At 37.5% G+C, this 23372-nt stretch carries 16 protein-coding genes and 1 other RNA gene; 14 read left to right on the top strand and 3 right to left on the bottom strand.

All coding sequences use genetic code 11. From position 1 onward, the window contains the following. Window positions 1-780: 780 nt before the first annotated feature. Window positions 781-3489: a PBP1A family penicillin-binding protein gene (locus ACIP9W_RS07140; protein WP_400787655.1), complete on the bottom strand. Its 2709-nt coding sequence runs from the start codon at window positions 3487-3489 to the stop codon at window positions 781-783. 21 nt (window positions 3490-3510) lie between these two features. Next, window positions 3511-4110 (bottom strand): Holliday junction resolvase RecU, encoded by a 600-nt coding sequence (gene recU / locus ACIP9W_RS07145; protein ID WP_142537179.1) that lies wholly within the window; start codon window positions 4108-4110, stop codon window positions 3511-3513. Window positions 4111-4758: 648 nt separating this feature from the next. On the opposite strand from recU, the gene ACIP9W_RS07150 reads away from it, so the two are divergent. The 14 genes from ACIP9W_RS07150 to ACIP9W_RS07215 all read left to right on the top strand — a co-directional run bounded on the left by ACIP9W_RS07150 (window position 4759) and on the right by ACIP9W_RS07215 (window position 21649). Next, on the top strand, window positions 4759-4914 hold the full coding sequence (locus ACIP9W_RS07150; protein ID WP_170206427.1) for a hypothetical protein: 156 nt from the start codon (window positions 4759-4761) through the stop codon (window positions 4912-4914). A gap of 75 nt (window positions 4915-4989) precedes the next feature. Next, on the top strand, window positions 4990-5364 hold the full coding sequence (locus ACIP9W_RS07155; protein ID WP_400787659.1) for a YppE family protein: 375 nt from the start codon (window positions 4990-4992) through the stop codon (window positions 5362-5364). Next, entirely contained in the window at window positions 5351-7630 is a 2280-nt protein-coding gene (locus ACIP9W_RS07160) for a DEAD/DEAH box helicase (protein WP_400787662.1), read from the top strand. The genes ACIP9W_RS07155 and ACIP9W_RS07160 overlap by 14 nt, the downstream gene beginning before the upstream one ends. Further along, window positions 7620-8915: a ribonuclease H-like domain-containing protein gene (locus ACIP9W_RS07165; protein ID WP_400787665.1), complete on the top strand. Its 1296-nt coding sequence runs from the start codon at window positions 7620-7622 to the stop codon at window positions 8913-8915. Before ACIP9W_RS07160 ends, ACIP9W_RS07165 begins: the two co-directional genes overlap by 11 nt. A 68-nt stretch (window positions 8916-8983) precedes the next feature. Continuing rightward, window positions 8984-9277, top strand: coding sequence for a cell division regulator GpsB (gpsB, locus tag ACIP9W_RS07170; protein WP_282245845.1), 294 nt, complete (start codon window positions 8984-8986; stop codon window positions 9275-9277). Window positions 9278-9340: 63 nt separating this feature from the next. Then, an RNA gene (gene rnpB, locus ACIP9W_RS07175) (RNase P RNA component class B) lies at window positions 9341-9726 on the top strand. A 115-nt stretch (window positions 9727-9841) separates the two neighbouring features. Then, window positions 9842-11563 carry a putative bifunctional diguanylate cyclase/phosphodiesterase gene (locus tag ACIP9W_RS07180; protein ID WP_400787668.1) on the top strand — a complete coding sequence of 574 codons (1722 nt, stop codon included), beginning with the start codon at window positions 9842-9844 and terminating at the stop codon, window positions 11561-11563. Further along, entirely contained in the window at window positions 11563-12690 is a 1128-nt protein-coding gene (locus tag ACIP9W_RS07185; protein ID WP_400787670.1) for a THUMP domain-containing class I SAM-dependent RNA methyltransferase, read from the top strand. Before ACIP9W_RS07180 ends, ACIP9W_RS07185 begins: the two co-directional genes overlap by 1 nt. Before the next feature lie 95 nt (window positions 12691-12785). Then, on the top strand, window positions 12786-14681 hold the full coding sequence (locus tag ACIP9W_RS07190; RefSeq protein WP_400787673.1) for an ATP-dependent DNA helicase: 1896 nt from the start codon (window positions 12786-12788) through the stop codon (window positions 14679-14681). A 24-nt stretch (window positions 14682-14705) separates the two neighbouring features. Further along, window positions 14706-16208, top strand: a complete 1503-nt coding sequence (locus tag ACIP9W_RS07195) for a carboxypeptidase M32 (protein WP_400787676.1) — start codon at window positions 14706-14708, stop codon at window positions 16206-16208. A gap of 572 nt (window positions 16209-16780) precedes the next feature. Further along, on the top strand, window positions 16781-18649 hold the full coding sequence (locus tag ACIP9W_RS07200; RefSeq protein ID WP_400787679.1) for a BC_2427 family protein: 1869 nt from the start codon (window positions 16781-16783) through the stop codon (window positions 18647-18649). A 252-nt stretch (window positions 18650-18901) separates the two neighbouring features. Further along, the gene (locus ACIP9W_RS07205) at window positions 18902-19642 is read left to right on the top strand and encodes a CsxC family protein (RefSeq protein ID WP_400787681.1); all 741 of its coding nucleotides are present in this window, start codon (window positions 18902-18904) and stop codon (window positions 19640-19642) included. 139 nt (window positions 19643-19781) lie between these two features. Beyond that, complete coding sequence (locus ACIP9W_RS07210; RefSeq protein WP_400787684.1) at window positions 19782-20522, top strand: CsxC family protein; 741 nt, start codon at window positions 19782-19784, stop codon at window positions 20520-20522. A gap of 383 nt (window positions 20523-20905) precedes the next feature. Beyond that, a complete protein-coding gene (locus ACIP9W_RS07215) occupies window positions 20906-21649 on the top strand; it encodes a CsxC family protein (RefSeq protein WP_400787686.1) in 744 nt (247 codons plus the stop codon). Between the two features lie 55 nt (window positions 21650-21704). Here the strand turns inward: ACIP9W_RS07215 and ACIP9W_RS07220 are convergent, their stop codons facing one another. Beyond that, window positions 21705-23372: a b(o/a)3-type cytochrome-c oxidase subunit 1 gene (locus ACIP9W_RS07220; RefSeq protein ID WP_400787689.1), complete on the bottom strand. Its 1668-nt coding sequence runs from the start codon at window positions 23370-23372 to the stop codon at window positions 21705-21707.

Genomic DNA, 23372 nt, shown 5'->3' on the forward strand with positions numbered 1-23372 from the left:
CCAAAGGGGATAAGCATGGAGGAGCCGTATGCGATGACCCGCACGTACGGATCTGCGAGAGGCGCATGAATTAATTTTCATGCGCCTACTCTATTGGGAGACTATTATCAAACTTAAGAAAATCAAGTATTGGTGAATAACAACGTAGTAAATATATGGTATAGAGCAACCATCTCAAAATTCAACAAACCTAAACTCGAGTAGCGAGTCGTAGAGTAAATATCTGGCAAAGAGCAACCAATTCTATCCTAAGAGCAACTAGTTTACTGATGAGAGCAATCAACCTCCTCGCGAAAGCAACCAGTCCATCCATGAAAGCAACCAATTACCAAGCGAGAGCAACCATCTCATAATCCAACAAACCTAAGCTCGAATAGCGAGTCGCAGAGTAAATATCTGGCAAAGAGCAACCAATCATATCGTCAGAGCAACCAGTTTACTGATGAGAGCAATCAACCTCCTCGCGAAAGCAACCAGTCCATCCATGAAAGCAACCAATTACCATGCGAGAGCAACCATGTCATAATCCAACAAACTTAAGCTCGAATAGCGAGTCGCAGAGTAAATATCTGGCAAAGAGCAACCAATCATATCGTCAGAGTAACCAGTTTACTGATGAGAGCAATCAACCTCCTCGCGAAAGCAACCAGTCCATCCATGAAAGCAACCAATTACCACGTCAGAGCAACCAACCACTATATCAGTGAGAACTATTCAGGAATTTTATCCATACTATCAAAAAAAAAGAGCAATCCAACGATGGATTGCTCTTTTTCAATATTATGGAGTTGAGCTAGAATTCTCTTCGCCGCCATTAGTGCCATCCGGATTCGTAGAGTCATCTGGATTTACATCTCCATCGGAAGTGTCATTGCTTTCATTGCCACTATTGTTGCCACTTCCGTTATTATTTCCGTTGTTATTATTGTTACCATTATTGTTCCAATTTCCATTGTTATTGTTATTGCCATTATTGTTCCAATTGCCGCCGTTATTATTTCCATTGCCGTTGTTATTTCCGTTGTTATTGTTACCGTTTCCGTTGTTATTCCACCAATCGCCGGAATTCTCATCTTCATCGGTTTCAGCAGGAGGTTCTTCTTCCATGTTCTCCTCTTCATATCCTTCTAGTGTAAGCGAAACGGAAGCAGGTTCACTTCTTACTTCACCAGAAACTGCTGTTACAGAGAATACATACGTGCTTCCTGGGATGAGACTTTGTACAATTAACCCTGTTTGATTGGTTGTTTGTAGGATTTCTGAAGGACCGTTATCAACTGCTACGGATACTTCAAATTGTACTTCTTGTTCTGCATCTTCAGGTTGTTCGAAGTCCCACATTAATGTTGCGGTTAATGCAGTTTCGTCTAAATCAACGGATAAATTGGTTGGTGCACTTAGCTCTAATTGTTCGTATTCTTCGGACACTGTTGTTGGTTCTGTGCCTTTTACAAATAACTCAGTTCTTTTTAATTCATCTGGCGTATATTCACTTGCTAATTGAAGTGGATTCGTACCTTTTTCGATTGTCGCTTCGACAACTGAATTTGGCTTACTAAACTTCTCTGTATTTTTGTCTTCTGAAATATTCGCCATTACTTTCTTGAAAATCTTTTGTGGCAAATAACGTTCTTCATTTGTTGTCATCGGTGTTTTCATTTCTGGATAACCAGACCAAACTGCAATCGAGTAGTTAGTTGTATAACCAGCGAACCAAACATCTGGAAATGCACTGCTTGGTAAATCCCATTCTTTCATTTGGTTAGAGTCATAGTTAGAAGTACCTGACTTACCGGCAATATCTAAACCACTTATTGCTGCAGTTTTAGCTGTTCCTTTTGTTAATACATCACGTAAAACGTCTGTTACGATATATGCAGTAGAATCTTTCATAACCGCATTTGATTTTGGACGGTAATCTTTTTCAGTTTTTCCGTCTCGATAGACAATTTTGTTGATCGCATAAGGTTCTGTATGAACACCGCCGTTACCGAATGCTGCGTATGCGCCAGCCATTTGAACAGGGGACATCGGTTTATCAATGCCGCCAATTGCAGAACTTTCATGCACTTCTCCTAAATCGATTCCAAAACGATTGATAAACTCTTTCGCATTTTTCGTGCCGACTTCTTTTAAAGTTTTCACGGCAGGAACATTTCGAGAGTTATAAAGTGCTTCACGCATAGTCATCGCACCTTTATATTTCCCATCAAAGTTACGTATATTTTGTTCCGTACCTGTATACTTCATTGGTTCATCTACAATCGTTTGACCGGTAGACCAATTTAAAAATTCAACCGCTGGTCCATAATCGAGCAACGGCTTAATAGTTGAACCTGGGGATCTAACTTTCATATCATATGCGTAGTTATAGCCACGTTCTACCCCGTAATTACGGCCGCCGCCTACTGCTGCAATTGCACCTGTTTTCGTATCAATAACAGCCACAGCTGATTGTATATCTTCCGTAGGGAACATATCAGAATTTAATGTGTCTTCCACTTGTTTTTGAGCATTTGGTTGAAGTGTTGTATGAATAGTAATTCCTTCTGAAATGGTATCACCATCTCCATGTTTTTCTAATTCATCTAAAACGACATCAATAAATGCATCATATTTTGTGTTTTGTTTTGCTATACGTTCTTCCTCTGGAAGTAAAGAATCCTCTATTGGTATTGCTTGTGCAGTTTTCATTTCTTCATCTGTTATTTTGCCGTGCAAGTTCATTAAATGTAGCACTGTATTTCTACGTTTTTCAGCAAGGTCAGGATTTTTAAACGGATTATATGCATTTGGCCGTTGCGAAATACCTGCTAAAACTGCGTACTGATCTAATGATAAATCCTTTAGCTCTTTCCCATAAAAATACTTGGCAGCTGTTCCGTATCCGTAAACTCTTCCGGACATGAGTACTTTATTAAAATACATTTCAAAGATTTCTTCTTTTTCATATTTACGTTCTAATTGAACTGATAAATATGCTTCTTGCGCTTTACGTTTTAACGTTTTTTCATTTGTTAAAAAAGAGTTTTTGATTACTTGTTGCGTAATAGTACTAGCTCCTTGTTCACCAAAACCATGGGTGATATTGGCAAGTACTGCTTTACCTAACCGTAAAAAATCTACCCCAAAATGTTCGTAAAAACGGGAATCCTCGGTAGCGATGATTGCATCATGCATTTGTTGAGGTATCTCATCGAAAGGTACATATTCTCTATTTTCTGCGCCAAGTGTCGCAAATAGCTCTCCGTTGGCATCTAACAGTTTAGGACTAATTGGATCTTTTAATGAACTTTCATCTAATTTAGGAGCTGAGCTCGCGTAATAAGCAAAAAGTGATCCTCCCGCAATAAGACCTACGATACCCACTGCGACTATTGCTAATAATATTCGTTTAATCCAGAGCTTAGCTGGTGTATTGGACGTTTTTTTCTTCTTTTGTTGTAATTGCTTTCTTCTTTGTTCACGAGTTTGTCTTTGCTCACTCATAAACTTCTCCTCACTTTCACTTTATGCATGTAAGTCATTAACTATTTTTAAATAATCAATCCTAGGTGCATATTTGGGTATTATTTCTATTGCATGTTCCTCGAATTCCGCTAAAGCAATAGACTTTCTACCTCCCGCTAGCATTCTATCCCAATATTCCTTTAATTGGTCAAAAGGTAAATAAAAATAACGGTCAACTGCAGAAAAACGCACGAGTAAAAAACTGATACCTTGCTGCTTCACTACTTTACTCATATGTTCGACTTGATGAAGATGGACGTTTTTTAAAGGAAATGCTGTTCTATTTTCCGTTTCTTTTGCTTCAAAGTCAATATATTTCCCTTCAAAAACACCATTAAAGTCGGTTGTAGATGGAGTTCGATAGTAAGCTTCTTTAATAACGGCGCTACTTCTGCTTGGATAATCGACTTTCACGACTTGTATCGGTATTGGTTTTTTATAAATGACTGCGATTTCATGAACGAGATAGTATTCATTTGCATCGCTGATTTCATCTTCTAATGTTTTACCCCTATTACTAAAGGAATAATCTTTTCTTTTTTTAGTTTCAGTTTCCTTTTTGGGCGTGTATAGTTTCCCGTTTGGATAACGAATAGCCAAGATATTCACCTCTCTATACTATTAGTTTATCACTTTTAGGTGATAAGACTCCACTCTTAATCGCCAAATGAAGGGGTTGTTGACCAACACAAGATAATTAGACGCCAATCGATTCTATTTAGTTTCACTGTGTATTCTAAGTTTTTCTGGGTACTGTAGGAATAGTGTGTTGTAACGTTTTTGCTACTATAGAACGCTTTCTACGAGATGAGCCTTCACCGCTTGCGTGTAAGAGTGCCACCCGCTACGAAATAAAATAAATTGCTTGTTTACTCAGTATCGCCTTATTCGTGTTTTTTCGTTACGTATATCCAGTAAATGGCTTAGGGCAACTAACTAATCATCCTAAGCAACCAGTTCTTACCTGAGAGCAATTAAACCAGCACAAGAGCAACCAAATTGCTGGTGAAAGCAACTAATTCTTCTAAATAGCTCGAATAAATTTGTCGTAGAGCATTTGGTGCAAAAGCCGCTATCATAAGACCCATTCACGGGATAGCACAGTTGGCACCTGTAAGGCGCAAAGCTATGATTCTGCAAGAACTTGTCGACATTCTACTAGTTTTGTCCATTGGAAAGAACGTTTGTCGAGTGGGAAGGGATTTCTAAAAAAAGAGGGAACATACTCTAAAAAGGGAGGTAACAAACATGAACAAAATCGAACGTATTATTGACCAATTGGAGCTATTAGAATTTTTACTGGAAGACCGGCTAAGTGATGAACAAGATCAGTTTGAAAAAGACTTTAGTAAATCATCCTTTCGATTGCTTGGGAAATTAGAAAAAATCGAGAACCAATTATAAGGAATGTACGTTCGTTTGCAACTAGTAATATGAGCTATAATTTGGTACACTATTACTAGAATGCGGGGGATTATAATGTCGTTATTGCGTTTAACTGAACAATTACTAAAAGAATGTGATGAAAGCATATTACGTTTTCAATTTTATAGAGAAGAAGATAAAGAACCAGATTTTTTTAATGATGTAAAACCACATGCCTATCAACTAGATGAATTATTGCTCGAATGGGAAAAACTCGTTCGAACATGGATTCAAGTGAAGCGTCCAAAATATGTGCATCCAAGTCAGATTGACTCTTTACTTGAATCCATGAAGCAATTCATCGTTCAATCGTATTATAAAGGGACAAGTAAGAAACGATTTTTAAAATCGATTCATTCATCCAAATATACATTAGAAACAATCATTCATGCGATCAAGGAAGTGGGGGATGAGCATGCGAGCGAATAAAAGCATACAGGAATTGCTAGATGACTGGAAAGTCGATGCGAATAGGTCTTCTAGAATCGAGCATATTCATGTAACAGAAGAGAAAGAAGCAATATATGCTCCATTTCCTGCAAACATGCATCCATCCATTCAAAAAGCATTAAAGAGCCGCGGGGTAGAACAATTATATCTCCATCAACGGCTAGCGTTTGATGCGGCAGCAGCAAAGAAATCCTATACAACTATAACCCCAACCGCCTCCGGAAAGTCGCTTTGTTACCATCTGCCGGTTCTTCAATCGATATTAGAAGACCCAACCTCGCGCGCTATTTATTTATTTCCAACAAAAGCATTAGCTCAAGACCAGAAAAGTGATTTAAATGATCTGATTAAAGCAAGCGGGGAAGAAATATTAAGCTTTACGTATGATGGAGATACGGAGCCTGGGATTCGACAAAAAGTACGTAAATCAGGTCATATCGTTTTAACCAATCCTGATATGCTTCATTCGGGGATTTTGCCTCATCATACTAAATGGGTCTCCCTTTTTGAAAACCTAAAATATATTGTGATTGATGAAATTCATACATATAAAGGTGTATTTGGAAGTCATGTGGCACATGTTATACGACGATTAAAAAGGATATGTGCGTTTTACGGAAGCAATCCGCAATTTATATGTACTTCCGCAACGATTAAAAATCCAAAAGAATTAGCCGAAAGCCTAACGAATACAACCCATGAATTAATTGATCAAAATGGAGCACCATCTGGAAAAAAATATTTTGTCTTTTACAATCCACCAATTGTTCATCCTGTATTTAATGTTCGGCGAAGCGCCATTTTAGAAGTGCGAGATATCGCGCAGGAATTGTATATAAATGGTATTCAAACAATTGTATTTGCGAAAAGTCGCGTCCGCGTGGAGATGCTTGTTACTTATTTACAGGCGTTAGTTAGCAAAAAGATTAATGACCAAACGATTCGTGGCTATAGAGGTGGTTACTTGCCTTCTGAAAGAAGGACCATTGAGAAAGGTTTACGAGACGGCATTATTCGAACTGTAGTTAGTACAAATGCGCTTGAGCTTGGTGTCGATATTGGCCAGCTGCAGGCATGTATTATGACAGGTTACCCGGGAAATATTGCGAGTGCTTGGCAGCAAGCTGGACGTGCAGGAAGAAGACAAGACGAGGCGCTTATTATATATGTAGCTCAGTCAACTGCTCTCGATCAATACGTGGTGAAAAATCCGGCATATTTTCTAGGTCAGTCTCCTGAAGAAGTACGTATTCATCCTGATAATATGATTATTTTAATGGATCATTTAAAATGTGCAGCATTTGAGCTTCCTTTTACAACGCTGGATTCCTATGCAGAGTTTTCGATTCAAGAACTGCTCGCTTATTTAGAAAGCGAAGGGGTTTTATTGCGAACATCCGATAAATGGCATTGGATGTCGGAAAGCTTTCCTGCAAGTAATATTAGCTTGCGTTCTGCTTCCCAGGAAAACGTTATTATTATAGACCAAACGATCCCAACTAAAACGAGAGTGATCGGAGAAATGGATTTATATAGTGCCATGACTTTACTCCATGAAGAAGCGATATACTTGCATCAAGGGACTCAGTTTCAAGTGGAGATACTCGATTGGGAAGAAAAGAAAGCATTTGTGAAAGAAGTGGATGTGGATTATTTCACAGATGCCAATATTGCAGTAGAGTTAAAAGTGTTAAGTGAAGATAAGGAAAGAGAAGCGAATATTGGAACGTTGCGATTTGGCGATATTATCGTCTTAGCACAGCCGACGATATTCAAAAAGATAAAGTTTGATACGCATGACAATATCGGCTCTGGGCAAATTCATTTACCTCCACTTGAATTGCATACATCTTCGACTTGGTTTAGTTTTGACAAGCCTAGTGATTGGACAGATACGTTATTATCGGATGCGATGACTGGGGTTGCTTATGCGCTGCATGCATTTATTCCGTTGTTTATCCATTGTGATGCAAAGGATATTCATGTTGTACCACAAGTAAAATCTGTTAATGTAGAGAAACCAACTTTTTATATATACGATAGCTATCCTGGTGGAATAGGTTTGTCGGAAAGAATGTTTGATTTATGGAATGCTTTAGTTCCAAAAGTGACGGAGCAAGTAGAGGCTTGCCCATGTTCAAATGGTTGCCCCGCATGTATTGGTGCCCAAGACGCAGAGTTAAATCTAAAAAAAGAAGTGATCAAATTATTTCATTTATTGCAGGTGGAAGAGCATGTCATATGAAAAAAAACTAATGCAAATGAAAGGTCTTGTAAAAAAGAAACCATTAAATGAAGAGCCTAAAAAGGAAGTGCATATACCAACACTTCCTTTTTATACGGAACAATGGAAAACAGCAGGACTAAAACTAATCCAAAATGAAAAAGGTTTTTTGTTTGTGAAAGAAACTTTTTATGAGCAGTCGCATATACATGGAAACATTGGGCTACATCAATTGCATGAAGCAATAACGTTCATGCAGGAAAAGTATCCTGATCATCCACTTACTCTAGCGCCTGGTACCCCTTTTTGTTTTTACGATACAGAAACAACAGGATTGAAAGGGACAGGTGTACTCATTTTTTTAAATGGTTTGTTAAAGCAAGTGGAAAATGGCTTTTTGTTAACGCAGTATGTGCTAGCGGAACCGGGTCAAGAGGCTTCGTTTTTATTGGCTTCTGAGTTTTGGAAAACGTCGCAGTCCATCATTACATACAATGGGAAAAGTTTCGATTTCCCACAACTTGTATCAAGATGGACGATGAACCGAAATACCATTCCTCCGCTACAGGAGCATCAGCACATTGATTTAATGCACTCCTCTAAAAGAATTTGGAAAGGTGATTTAGAGCGATTTAAGTTAAAGCAGTTAGAAGAACAAAAGCTAGGCTTTGTCAGGGAAAATGATATCCCTGGTCATCTTGCACCTATCATTTATTTCGATGCGGTGAAACATGGGGATCCCGCAAACTTGATGAAAGTGTTAAAGCATAATGAGTGGGATATTTTATCATTGGTAACTTTATATATTTTATCTGTGAAGTTATTAAAAGAAGATAGAGTAGTAGAGTCTTCTGTCACGTATACGAATATTGGGAAATGGTTTCGTGATTTAAAATCGGTGGATGCTAGTCAGGATTGGTTCCAGTTTGTTATTGAAAAGTTCGCAGACGATGAAGTAAGTATTGCTTATTATTACGTCGGCCTGCACCTGAAAAGAAAGCATTTATTCGATGAAAGTCTCAAAGCATTTCACGCATCCTTAACAGAAATAGTTGGGAAATATCGTATCGATGTTTATATGGAACTAGCAAAACTTTACGAACATCAGCTAAAATATTTAGAGAAGGCATTAGAGATGACGAGGGAATGTGCAGATTATCTAGCGAAAACACTAGATGTGGTAAGTGAAAAACAGCAATTACGCCTGCATGAGGACCTACAAAAGAGAGAAGCGAGAATAATTCGGAAATTAACTATTTCCCGGGAAAGCGCACAACCTAACAAAAAGCGAGTTTTCCAGTCTTAAAATGCTCCTTTATTCGACATCACTATGCTATAATACGATTAAGTGAACTGACGGAAGGAAGATACCATATGGAAACAAAGTTAAAGACTTCAGATATACTTGAAAAAGAATTTAAAACGGGCTTAAGAGGCTACAACCAAGAAGAAGTTGATATTTTTTTAGACGATATCATTCAAGATTATGAGGCATTTGAAAAGAAAATTGCCCAACTACAATCAGAGATTAACCAACTGAAAGAGGAACTTGCAGAAGCACCTAAAAGAACGGCGCCAGCACCTCAAGCAGGAGCGACGAACTTTGATATATTAAAAAGACTTTCTCATTTAGAAAAGCATGTATTCGGCAGTAAATTGTACGAATAATTATATTTATTCACATCGATTGAATCTAACAAGCACATCGTATATACTAGGTATACCACTTATATATCCGGGCAATCGCTGCAATGCTAGATCATTGTAGAGGAAAGTCCATGCTCACACAATTCTGAGATGAATGTAGTGTTCGTGCTTAGTGAAAAAATAAACTAAGGCAGCTAATTTAGCTGACGGCGGGATGAAGGCCTAAGTCTTAGGATATGGCTGACAATCTCTGAAAGTGCCACAGTGACGAAGCTGTATTGGAAACTTTACAGGTGGAACGAGGTAAACCCCACGAGTGAGAAACCCAAATTATGGTAGGGGAATTTTCTTGAAGGAAATGAACGGATAGAAGAACGAGAAGTAATTTTCGTAGATAGATGATTGCCATCTACATCGTACGAGGTAAGGCACCGTTTGAGTACCGTAGAAACAAAACATGGCTTATTGGGTGTATGAGTGGCTTATACTTAATAATTACAAAGCTCTCCAATCTAGGAGAGCTTTTCTGTTCTACATAAGAAAATTAGCGGTATCTTATTTTGATAAAAAGGCAGGTGTACTTAAGTGAAACAACTATCAGCTGAAAAATTTTCATCTTTGCCAGATAAGGTCATTGATCAAATATTGCACTCCACCAAGGAAGGCATCATGATTACAGACGATAAGATGACTATTTCACTTGTCAACACTGCCTTCGAATCATTGACAGGATACACATTGCAAGAAGTAAAAGGAAAAACACCCCGCATACTCCAATCTGGAAAACAAGATGCCAGCTTTTATAAAAACATGTGGAAAGACATAAGAATGAAAGGTTCATGGCAAGGGGAAATTTGGAACAGACGCAAAAATGGAGAAATCTATCCGGAACGTTTAACGATACATACAATCGTTAATGAAGAAGGGATAGTAACAAACTATTTTGGCGTTTTTTCTGATATATCACATAATAAAGTAATCGAAAAAGAAATAGAAGAATTGACGTTTACTGATTCATTGACGAATACGATGAATAGACACACATTCTATGAACAACTAGAAGATTTGATCGCAAAATCAACGGAAAACAGTGAACATGCGATGCTAGTAGTAGATTTAGATCGCTTTAAACAAATAAATGAAACATTGGGAAATGAAGTAGGGGACTTCCTATTAACAGAAGTCGCCGATCGAATAAATTCCATTGTTCGGGCTAACGATTTAGTCTCTAGATACGGGGGAGATGAATTTTTAGTTACGATTACCGATTTGAACTTTCAAAAAGAGGCTGTACACTTCGCAGATAAGCTAAATAAGTTACTAAATAAGCCTTTTTATATAAATGGAAGAGAAATTTACATTACATCAAGTATAGGAATTAGTTTTTATCCGCAAGATGGAGTAGAAGTAGAAACACTTATACAAAAAGCGGATAAAGCGATGTATTTTGCCAAACAAAACGGACGAAATCAATATTCGTTTTACTTTGATGAATTACAGACAGATGCAGAGCGATTACTTTTGTTAGAATCAGAACTGAGAAAAGCGATTCAACAAAAAGCGTTTGTTATCCATTACCAGCCGAAAGTGTCTTTAGATACGAACCAAATAATTGGAGTGGAGGCACTCGTTAGGTGGTCAAATGATACACTAGGCGTTGTGTCACCAGCAGAGTTTATCCCGTTTGCGGAGGATACTGGGTTAATCATTCCAATTAGTGAAGTTATTTTAGAAAAAGTATGCATGGATATAGTCGATTGGCGTTCACGAGGTATACAGCATATACCAGTCTCTATTAATATTGCAGCACTTCATTTTCAACAAGATGATTTTATGGAACGAATAAATACAATCCTTACGAAGTATAATTGTAGTCCGCAGCAGTTAGAGCTGGAGCTGACAGAGCGAACGGTGATGGAGGATTCTGAAAGCATTGTCCATAAATTAGTGAAACTAAAGCGTATGGGATTCAAACTATCAATCGATGATTTTGGAACAGGCTATTCATCCTTAAGTTATTTAAATAGATTCCCTTTAAACTATTTAAAAATTGATAGCAGCTTTATTCAACAGATGACAGAATTACAAGATAAGCAAGCGATAGTAGATACCATTATTTTAATGGCGCATCGATTACACATAAAGGTAATAGCGGAAGGCGCAGAAACGAAAGATCAAGTGAAACTTTTAAAGGAAATGGGCTGCGATATTGTGCAAGGGTATTATTTTAGCAAACCGATATCAAGTGCAGCGTTTTTGGATTTTTTAGAGCTATGGGAGATCCATAAGCAAGAAAGGACTATATAATGACAACATTTAAATTAGTAGCGACAGCTGCGATGGGATTAGAATCCATCGTTGCCGATGAAGTAAAAGCACTAGGATATGAAACAACGACTGAAAACGGAAAAGTATATTTTGAAGGGGACGAACGTGCTATTGCACGTGCAAACGTATGGCTACGTGTCGCTGATCGTGTGAAAATCGTAGCTGCTCAGTTCCCTGCAAAAACATTTGATCAGCTTTTTGAACGGACAAAAGCGATACAGTGGGAAAAGTTCTTACCAGTAGATGCAGCATTCCCGGTACAAGGGAAATCTGTTAAGTCTACGTTATTCAGTGTTCCCGACTGCCAGGCAATCGTGAAAAAAGCAATTGTAGAACGCTTAAAACTTGCATATAAACGTATTGGATTTTTAGATGAATCTGGTGCAACATATAAAATTGAAATAAGTATTTTAAAAGATGTTGCGACAATAACAATCGATACGAGTGGAGCAGGTCTTCACAAGCGTGGTTACCGTCAAGATCAAGGGGAAGCTCCTTTAAAAGAAACGTTAGCTGCGGCCCTAGTGAAAATTTCCAAGTGGAGTCCTAATCGTCCATTCGTCGATCCATTTTGCGGATCTGGAACGATTCCGATCGAAGCAGCGATGATTGGTCAAAATATTGCTCCGGGCTTCAATCGTGATTTTCATAGTGAAGCTTGGTCTTGGATGCCTAAGACGATCTGGGATGATGTACGCAATGAAGCAGAAGATCTTGCTGACTATGATCAAGAGCTTCAAATAATTGGATCTGATATCGACCATAAAATGATTCAAATGGCAGAGCAAAATGCATTTGAATCAGGCTTTGCCGATATAATCACGTTTAAGCAAATGCAAGCACGTGATTTTACCACATCGTTGACAGATGGGGTTATGATTGGAAACCCTCCTTACGGTGAACGTATTGGGGAAATCGAAGAAATTGAGCAAGTCATTAGTGATTTAGGCCATTTGATGGGACAATATCCTTCGTGGTCAGTTTATATGCTTTCTTCTATGGAAAACTTTGAAAATGCATATGGAAGAAAAGCAACGAAAAAGCGGAAATTATTTAATGGTTTTATCCGAACAGATTACTATCAGTTTTGGGGTAAACGTTCTTAAAAAGTAAGGGAGACTTGGTTCTCCCTTTCTTTTACGTTATTCCCATATTGGATTTTAGATACGAAGGAAAATTGATGGAAGTAGGGAGTTTTACAATGAAAAATGCGTTACCGTTTCAATTATCAAAAGACCGTTCTTTCTTCGAGTCGTTAGGAGATTGGATGGGGGACGTTCTATACGATGAATTACCCGAAAAAGGGTTTGAATGCCGCGATGAACAAATTTTCATGGCCTATCAAATCGAAAAAACATTGAAAGAAAAAAATGTACTATTTGCAGAAGCAGGCGTAGGTACAGGCAAAACGATTGCTTACTTACTTCCTGCAATATCTTACGCACGCTATACTGGGAAACCAGCATTAATCGCTTGTGCGGATGAAACGCTGATCGAGCAGCTAGTAAAAGAAGCTGGAGACATTTTCAAAATTCAAAATTATTTAGATATTAAAATAGATGTACGTTTAGCTAAATCACGCGATCAATATTTATGCATGAAGCGTTTAGAGGAAGCGCAAAAGGATGGAGATAATGATTTCTTTATAGAAGAGATTGAAGATCTAATTCCCGATTTTGTGTATGGGCATTCCTCGCTTCAAAAGATTTATCCTTATGGCGAACGAAGCCAGTTTCCTGGTGTAAGTGATACGGACTGGCAAAAGGTGAATTATCATCCGACACAGCAATGTACAGTTTGTGACCTGAGAAATCGATGTGGTCAAACGATTCATCGTCAAAATTACCGAGAGTCAACGGATTTAATCATTTGTTCGCATGAGTTCCTAATGGAGCATATTTGGACGAAAGAGTCTCGTGTGCGAGAAGGGCAAATGCCACTTTTACCAGATGTGTCGATGATTGTGTTAGATGAAGGGCATTTACTTGAGTATGCAGCACAAAAAGCGTTGACGTATGAAGTACAAAGTGAAACGCTAATTCAGTTATTAGAACGTGTGATGGTCGATGGAGTTCGTGAAAAAACTTTGAATTTAATGGAAGTGCAACAAGAAACACATGACCGTATTTTCGGCATTTTAAGAAAAAACAGCACGGAAGAAGAAAGTGAACGGATGAAAATCGATAAAACACCTGAGCTTATACAAATGTGTAAACAAGCGATTCGAATTACAGACGATTTGCTAGAGGAGTTTGTATTTGAATCCGAGTTGTTTACGATTCCTGAATATGAACTTCGTATGGTGGAGGAATTTTTGGAGCAATATGCATTCTCTTTACGTTTATTTACGGAAAAAGGGGACGGCGTTGAGTGGCTGGAAATCATTGACGGACACGAAACACTAATTGTGATGCCACGTTTAGTCACAGATATTTTGCACGAAAAATTATTTACAGCTAAATTACCAATTGTTTTCTCTTCTGCAACTTTATCAATTGAAAAAGATTTTACGTATATTGCAGATTCTTTAGGGATTGAAAAGTACCAATCATTTTCCGTTGAATCTCCTTTTGACTACGATGAAGTAATGAAAATTTATACTCATAAGACAAGTCAAGAAGACAAAGTGAAGAAAGTAGACGCATTATTAGAAAATACGCAGCAAACGTTGATATTGTTTAAATCAAAAACAGCGATGGAACATTTCCGCTCTCACACGTCCATTTCTGGTAATATTGTATTTGAAGGGGATCGTGAGCTTTCGACGATTGTAAAAGAATTCCAAAATGGTGAGTATGCAACATTATGTTCCTATCATTTATGGGAAGGGCTTGATTTGCCACAAGAAGCTCTAACCCGGGTAATTATTTACGATTTGCCATTCCCATTAGCAGATCCATTATTTGATGCAAAAAGATCGTTTTCGAATGATCCGTTTGAAGAAGTGGAGTTACCGTTTATGTTATTACGACTGCAGCAAGGAATTGGACGTCTGATTCGTACTTCAAGTGACCATGGGGAAATTCATCTTCTATTAAATGAAGAAGAAGCAAAACTAGAAAGTCGTTTTACAGGGATATTGCCAACAACAATATAAAGTGGCTAACAAGGGGGAATTGGGATGACAGTGGAACAACAGTTTTTAGATTACGTGAAAAAGATTGGTGCATATAATGAAGCATTAGGGGTTTTGTATTGGGATATGCGCACAGGGGCTCCCAAAAAGGGGATTGATCAACGTTCGGAAGTTGTAGGAATACTTGCTACCGACGTGTTTAACTTATCTACTTCGAAGGAACTCAAAGGTTTATTGGACGGAGTAGAGTCAAACCTTGATCAAGCGGATATTGTAACGAAACGTACTTACGAAGAAGTGAAGAAAGAATATGATATGAGTAAAAAGATTCCCGCAGAGGAATATAAAAAGTTTGTCATTCTTCAATCTAAATCTGAATCTGTATGGGAAGACGCAAAAGCAACCAATGATTGGGCAATGTTCATGCCTTACTTAAAAGAAATGGTCGCAACGTTAAAGAAGTTTGTTAACTATTGGGGAGTAAAAAATGATAATCCATACAATGTGTTATTAGACCAATACGAGCCAGGTATGACGACGGACGTTTTAGATGAAGTATTTGGTGAGTTAAGAAGCCGAATTGTTCCATTATTAAAGAAAATAACAGATTCTCCGAACCAGCCGAAAACAGATTTCTTATTCAAACATTTTGATAAACAGAAACAAGAAGCATTTAGCTTAGATGTCTTAAAACAGTTAGGATATGATTTTGACGCTGGAAGACTAGACGAAACCGTACATCCTTTTGCTACAGGTTTAAATCGTGGAGACGTGCGAATCACTACAAAATATGATGAGTCTGATTTCCGTTCCGCTGTTTTTGGAACGATTCATGAATGCGGACATGCGATTTATGAACAAAATGTTAGCGAAGATTTGACTGGGACTCCTTTAGCAGGTGGTGCTTCTATGGGAATTCATGAATCCCAATCGCTTTTTTATGAAAACTTTATTGGACGCAATCCGAAATTCTGGGAGCAGAATTATGAAAAGCTACAAAGCTATTCACCAGAGCAATTCTGGGATGTTAAGATGGAAGAATTCTTACGAGCTATTAATGAAGTAAAGCCTTCTTTCATTCGAATAGAAGCAGATGAACTCACATACGCGCTGCATATTATGATTCGCTATGAAATTGAAAAAGGCTTGTTCAATGGGGACTTGCAAGTAGAAGATTTACCGGAAATTTGGAATGCAAAATATGAGGAGTATTTAGGGATTCGTCCTTCTAATGATTCGGAAGGTATTTTACAGGATGTACATTGGGCTGGCGCAAGTTTTGGCTATTTCCCTTCCTATGCCCTGGGATATATGTATGCTTCTCAAATGAAAGCGGCTATGTTAAAAGATATACTTAATTTTGATGAGTTATTTGAAAAAGGCGATCTGTCTCCAATCAAAAACTGGCTTACTCAAAATGTGCATCAATATGGAGCGTTGAAAAAACCGCTTGAAATACTAAAAGATGCAACGGGAGAAGGGCTTAACGGCAATTACTTGGCAGATTATTTAGAACAGAAATATACGAAAATCTATCAATTAGTATAAAGTAAAAGAGAACATTATATATCAAGTTTTACCCCTCTAAGTAGGTTGTGTAAAAAATCTGTGCATGCATGGAGACACAATTATGCTTAGAGGGGTTTTTCATGTCTTCCCTATAAGTAAAATACAAGCGAACAACAAATTATAGGTAATTGCATAGAATAAATAATACAATGGCCTAAAACATCCTCCAATTTGAAAATCATTTATCCTGAATTTACGGGCAGTAAGACTCCGACTTCAAGATGTAAGAAAAGCGAAAAGATAAGCGGGAGATCAACTGCTGGCATGCGCCCGATGAAATGATTCCAGACTATGTACGCAACATCGTGTTGCTCCTGCGCAAAGCTCGTCGCAAAATAAAAGAGCGTTTGCAACGTCTGTGTGACCCACATCGTGCGGGACACAACTAACAATCAGTGGAGGATTGACGGGGACTAAAAACGCGACGTCCATGTCGCAACGTCCTGTGCATCGAAAAAACCCACTGATTGAAGTTTCACTTTATATATAAAGAGTTAAAGCAATTCAGCTTCTAATTGTTAATTTATAAGTAAGGTGGGGATGAAAATTACATGTTTAACGGTCGATCTATACCAAAAATAAAATTTAATCCCGAAAAAGTAAGCGTGACTACTATTACTCATGATTTTCATAATATGAACAACGAAGGGAAGTTGCCTCTTCCCTGGTTTGACTTGGAAACTATGCAAAAGAGGCATGTTTCACAAAAAAATGTTTTTACTTTTTCAGCTACCGGAGTTGCTCATGATTTGCCTGCAGAGGAAAAAGTGGGACGTGAGACTGCTTTAGCTTCAGTTACTGCAGTAAAAACAGAGGATAAACTTGTTGCTTATAAAAGGAACGAAACTGCTGAGCTCCCCAAAAAACGAGAACGCCATAGGAGAAAGATGCAATATGAAACTTCTGTCGAGGACATAAAAAATGAGCCTACTATTCAATCTGCTAAGCATCCGAAAGTCAGCAAAAAGGCTATAAAAATTCCTTTCTCCCTCTTTGCGAAGATCCATACTTTCCGTTATCCACCAATCTCGATCGAAGCGAATACGAACAGTGTTTATCAAATCGAAGCTCAAGCAGAGCAGGACATAGTGTTTAAGTCTGAATCTAACCGTGAAATGGAAGATTCACCAGAATTTAATCTTACGAATGATCCTGATAAATATCCAAAAGTAAGTAAAAAAGCTATTAGAATTCCTTTCTTTCTTTTTGAAAAGATCCATAATTTCCGTTACCCTCCCATCTCAACCAAAGCGAATACAAATTTAGTTCCGCAAATTGAAGCTCAGGTGGAGCAGGAGATAGTATCCAAGTCTGAGCTGAACTTTGAAATGGAAGATGAAGTAGGGCTAGATGTTCTAGAAGATACACAAGAATTCAATCAACAGAAGCAAACTGATCAACTCAACAAAATGTCCAAAAAGACTATAAAAATCCCATTCTCTCTTTTTGAAAAGATCTATAATTTTCGTTATCCTCCCATCTCAACCGAAGCGAATACTAATTGTGTTCCACAAATCGAAGATCAAGCGGAGCAGGAGATAGTGTCGCCGGCTGAGCCTAATCTTGAAATGGAAGAGATTATAGCATCAGACACTATTGTAGATGATTCAAATGAAGATTATAAAAATAACTATGAAGACGATAAAACAAACCAATCAAATAAGTTAAGTGGACAGACTGAGACACGTTTAAGAAAGTTAACAATCCCATTCTCTACCTTCGTAGAAATCGATAACTTTCTCCATCCTCCATTATTCGGAAGTACAGATCAAAAGACATTTACATTTAATGATTCATCTGATAATAAGCCCCCTCAATTGGACACAAAATTAGTTGATACAGTCACTTATCTTCATGAACAACCATATTGCCACCTAATCGGATTTAAATCACATGAACTTATATTCTCTACGAGTAATAAAAGTATTGAACGAGAGAGTAATAACAAGCAAAAGGCGTACCATCGAGCTGTTGTCGTCTCAATTCATAATTCAATTTCTATGAAAGAAGGAGAAACAAATAAACCATATCCCAATCACAAGTATGTATATACTCGAGTTCCGGTAATAGTAGGGGAATATAATGTGGAAGTCTGTTTAGACGAAGATGTTTTATTTGAAGAGAAAGTTTATAAAGTAAAAGAACTTTCTAAAGTAGTAGAATTAACAAATTGCAAGTTTGTTCCAACTAAATATTCTCCTTCATCGACCGGTAAGGACCGTATTGCATTAAAAGGGAAATTATTTATGGAAGGAAATATTCATCAAAGTATTGAGTATGTTACAAGGATAAAAGTAGAAGAAAATTCCGAGTCGTTAAAAGAGGAACAATCTTCTCATCCACTTCATCAAAACATTGTTATAGAATTAATAATCCAGCTGCTACAAGTCCAAACGGTTATTAATCAGCAGTTAACCTAAATTTTTGGTAAGTGAATAGAATGTATGCTTAAGATTAATTTAATAATTCTACAATCAAAAGACATCTTTACTTTTCAAAATGTAAAGATGTCTTTTGTTATGCACTTTATTGTAGTTAGCTCAAAAAGCAGAATAATTGTGTAAATAGGAGGACTTTTTAATTCCCTTTCCTCTGTGTTAATTGCTTATGTCCCAATTTCGTTTATAACATACTTTAGAACGTAAGGAAGAATGAATGGAGGAAATAATACTTTGAGTGAGCAAAATGAAACAAGCAATGAGTATTGGCCTGAAGTTATTCCATGTCCGGTCGAGGCAAGGTCATTAACCCCATTAAGTGACGAACGAGCAACACCTTGTATAATTCCACCGCCCGCTACCCCAATCATTAAAGTTCCTGTTGTATTGGCAGAAACAACGATTCAAATCGTAGTGGAAGCAGATATTCCGCTTAATCCACCAGCCAGTGAAATTAAACGAGTATTCAAAGATGTTTTTCTGACACAGTGCAAACTTGTCCCTGTGCGTTTTGAAGAAGAATTGTGTGATGATACGGTTCGTACAGTAACGAGAGCAAAATTGTTTATAGAAGGATACATTCGTAAAGATATTGAGTATGCTACAACGAATTGTAATGATGTAATTCGGGATCGGATTGCCACAGTTCCATTTTCTGGTTTTGTTGATTTAGCAGATGACGACTTTTTCCTTTTCCCTGTTTTAGGGGATTCTTCAGAAAATAGATCACGGTTCATCAATCCGAAAAATAGTGAAACTCCACGTTTGGATAAATTCTTCTTTGAAAATAGCGTTTATTATAATGAGCAGCCATATGGAGAGCTAGTAAGTGCAAAATTCTTCGAAGTCGACTTCTCACCGTGCCCTACAGATGTAGATGAATCGTTTAATGTTTTGCGTGAGAAAATTGTGGTAGATCTTACTTTAAAAGTACTACAAGTAAGACAAGTAAAAGTTACCGCTTTAGGTCTATAATCTCTAAGCAAAATAAAAAGACATTACCTATTACAAAAGTTTAGAGATTAAAGAATTGAAACGCATACTATAAGATTAGTATTAAGTTTGGTCAATTGAATGAGCACTAATAACAAAAATTTGAAAGGAGGTGATATTGATGAGTGAACAAAATATTACAAATAGTGGAGATTGTTCCATTATTCGTCCGTGTCCGGTTGATGCTGTGACACTAACACCTCTATCTGATGAAGTAGCAAGACCTAATTTAGTTCCAGCGAATCTTAATCCAATCCTTAAAGTTCCTGTTGTATTAGCAGAAACCACTCTTCAAATTGTAGTAGAAGCGAATATTCCGCTTAACCCACCGGCAAGTGAAATTAAACGAGTATTTAAAGATGTTTTTATCACGCAATGTAAGCTTGTTCCTGTACGTTTTGGTGCGGAATCATGTGAAGGTAATGTTCGTACAGTAACGAGAGCAAAATTGTTTGTAGAAGGATTTATCCGCAAAGATATTGAGTATGCTACTACAAATTGTAATGGATTTATTCGCGATCGAATTGCTACTGTTCCATTTTCTGGTTTTGCTGAATTAACTCCTGGAGAATTTTTTGTTTTCCCAACAATAGGAGGTTCTTCTGAAAGCAGATCCCGATTTATTAATCCGAAGAACAGTGATATCCCACGTTTGGATAAATACTTCTTTGAAAATAATGTGTATTATAATGAGCAGCCATATTGCGAGTTAGTAAGTGCTGATTTCTTTGAACTTGATTTTTCACCATGTCCAACGGGTGTAGGTGAGTCATTTGATACTTTACGTGAAAAGATTGTAATGGATCTAACCCTCAAAGTATTACAATTAAGACAAGTGCGAGTAGATGCATTAGGCTTGTAATAATATCATTAAAGATTAGCTGTTTGAAAATAGATTTATATGACAAAAACGCTTGGTGCAAACCAAGCGTTTTAACAATGTTCACAATCTTACCCATTAGATTCTAGCAATGCTGTTTGAAATAGGCCGTTGATAGGAACTTTATCCCGCCTTAACGGGCAGTAAGACTACCAATTCAAGATTTAAGAAAAGCGAAAAGATAAGTGGGAGATCAAGAAAACCCCAACTGATTGAATTTTCACTTTATAACAAATATTATTTAAAACACCAATTACAATAGCTTAGAGAGTAAGTGATAAACCGCATACTATAGATTGAACGAGCAGTATATCATGTCAAATGATTGATAAATAAACTGCAAAATAGGAGAGGAGGTGATTTTAATGAGTGAACAAAATATTATGAGTAGTGGAGAGTGCCCTATTGTTAACCCATGTCCGGTTGATGCAGTGACATTAACACCTCTATCAGATGAAGTAGCAACACCTTGTTTAGTTCCATCAAACGTTAATCCAATCATTAAAATTCCTGTTGTGTTAGCAGAAACCACACTTCAAATCGTAGTTGAAGCGAATATTCCCCTTAATCCACCAGCAAGTGAAATTAAACGAGTGTTTAAAGATGTCTTTCTCACACAATGTAAACTAATTCCTGTCCGTTTTGGAACGGACGGATGTGATGGGAATATTCGTACAGTTACAAGAGCAAAATTGTTTGTAGAAGGGTATATTCGAAAGGATATCGAATATGCAACTTCAAATTGTAACGGTGTTATTCGTGATCGAATTGCTACTGTTCCATTTTCCGGTTTTGCAGAATTAACTCCTGGGGAATTTTTTGTTTTCCCGATAATCGGTTCTTCTTCCGAAAGCAGATCTCGATATATTAATCCGAAAAACGGTCATACTCCACGTTTGGATAAATTCTTCTTTGAAAATAATGTGTATTACAATGAGCAGCCATACTGTGAGTTAGTTAGTGCGGATTTCTTTGAGCTTGATTTTTCACCATGTCCTGCAAATGTTGGTGAATCATTTAGTGTTTTACGTGAGAAAATTGTAGTGGATCTTACACTGAAAGTACTGCAAGTAAGACAAGTGAGAGTGGATGCTTTAGGTTTAGGTTAATAGCAGATTAGTTTGCATACAAAAACGCTTGGTAAAAAACCAAGCGTTTTTATCATTACCACAATTTAAATCCTTTAGATCCCGGAGGTGCATTTTGAATCATATCAATTACTGGAACTGTATAAGCGAACAATATCAATGCGATACAAATTGTCAGCCATATTTTCCAGTTTTCCAATGCCATTGGTGTTTTCTCAGCATTTTCCGATACCTCACCAACTGGGAATTCTGTTTCTCCTTTAGGTGCAAACCACAGTAAATTTGCAACGATATAAAGAACTAACACGATTCCGATAAAAAGAATAGTACCACCGACCGCTTGTGCAATTTGATACGGAATCCACTCAGCTGCTTGCGCAGATCCTCCATAAGTAGAGAAGTCTGAACGTCTTGGTGCGCCGAATAGTCCAACGATATGCATCGCTCCTGACATGATGGACATACCGAACGCCCAAACGATTGCTTGAATAATTGCAAGCTTATTCATTTGTTTCGTTAAAACTCGACCAGTAAGGTGGGGAATTAACCAATAAGCAGCTCCAAAGAACGTTAACACAACTGTAGTTGCAACAGTTAAATGGAAATGACCTGTTACCCAAATGGTATTATGAACTAATTGATTCATTTGGTGAGAAGCGTTAATAATACCACCCGCACCTGCTGGAATAAAAGCAGCCATTCCGATAAACGGTACAAGGAAGCGTGCATCTCCCCATGGCAATTTTTTGAACCAGCCTAAAACACCTTTTCCACCCAATGCGCGACCTCTAATTTCAAAAGTAGCGAACATAGAGAAAGCGGTTAATAAAGAAGGAATAACAACCATTAATGTTAATACTACTTGTAGAAACTTCCAGAAAGAACTAATTCCAGGCTCCACTAATTGATGGTGAAATCCTACAGGAATCGAAAATAATAAAAACAACATAAACGATAATCTAGCAAGTGCATCAGAGAAAATTTTTCCACCAATAACTTTTGGAATGACTACATACCAAACCATATACGCTGGTAATAACCAGAAATAAACAAGTGGATGACCAAAGTACCAAAACAATGTTCGGGAAAGTAGTACATCAACTTTATCTACCCATCCTAAAGACCAAGGTAGTAGTTGGAATAATACTTCTACTGCAACTCCAAGTGAACATACAATCCACATAGACAAGTTAACTACTACCATAAAAGTAAGTAGAGGACTCGATTGTCCAGGATTCGCTTTTCGCCATTCTATATATTTACCAATTTGACCAGCTCCGCCGATCCACGAACCAACAATGACTAATGCCAAGCCTGCATAGAAAATCCAATGAGCTTGAAGTGGTGCATAAAAAGTATAAAGCACAGATGCTTGGTTAAGCAGAACCATTGTCGCAGAGGCGGTAGTACCAATGGTCATTACCCAAAAGCCGACCCAACCTAACATACGTTGTTTATCTGTCAACGTGCCAGATGTCCTGCTAACTGCGGCAATTTGGAAACCAAAAATGAAATAAGTTGTTAGTACAAGTCCGAGTAATACACCGTGAACAGTTAAAATTTGATAATAGCCAATTCCCCAAGGAAGTGTAAATGTACCAGACCGTACTAATGTTTGTAATAGACCGCAAAGTCCACCAATCGCTAATGCGATGAACGCGACGTAAATATGTGCCAGAGCTAATTTACCATCTCTTCTATCTACTTTTACTAAATCTTTTGCTCTTTCAGCTACAGTTGTCAT

The sequence above is a fragment of the Psychrobacillus sp. NPDC093180 genome, from assembly GCF_044754065.1.
In the GTDB taxonomy this organism is placed as follows: domain Bacteria; phylum Bacillota; class Bacilli; order Bacillales_A; family Planococcaceae; genus Psychrobacillus.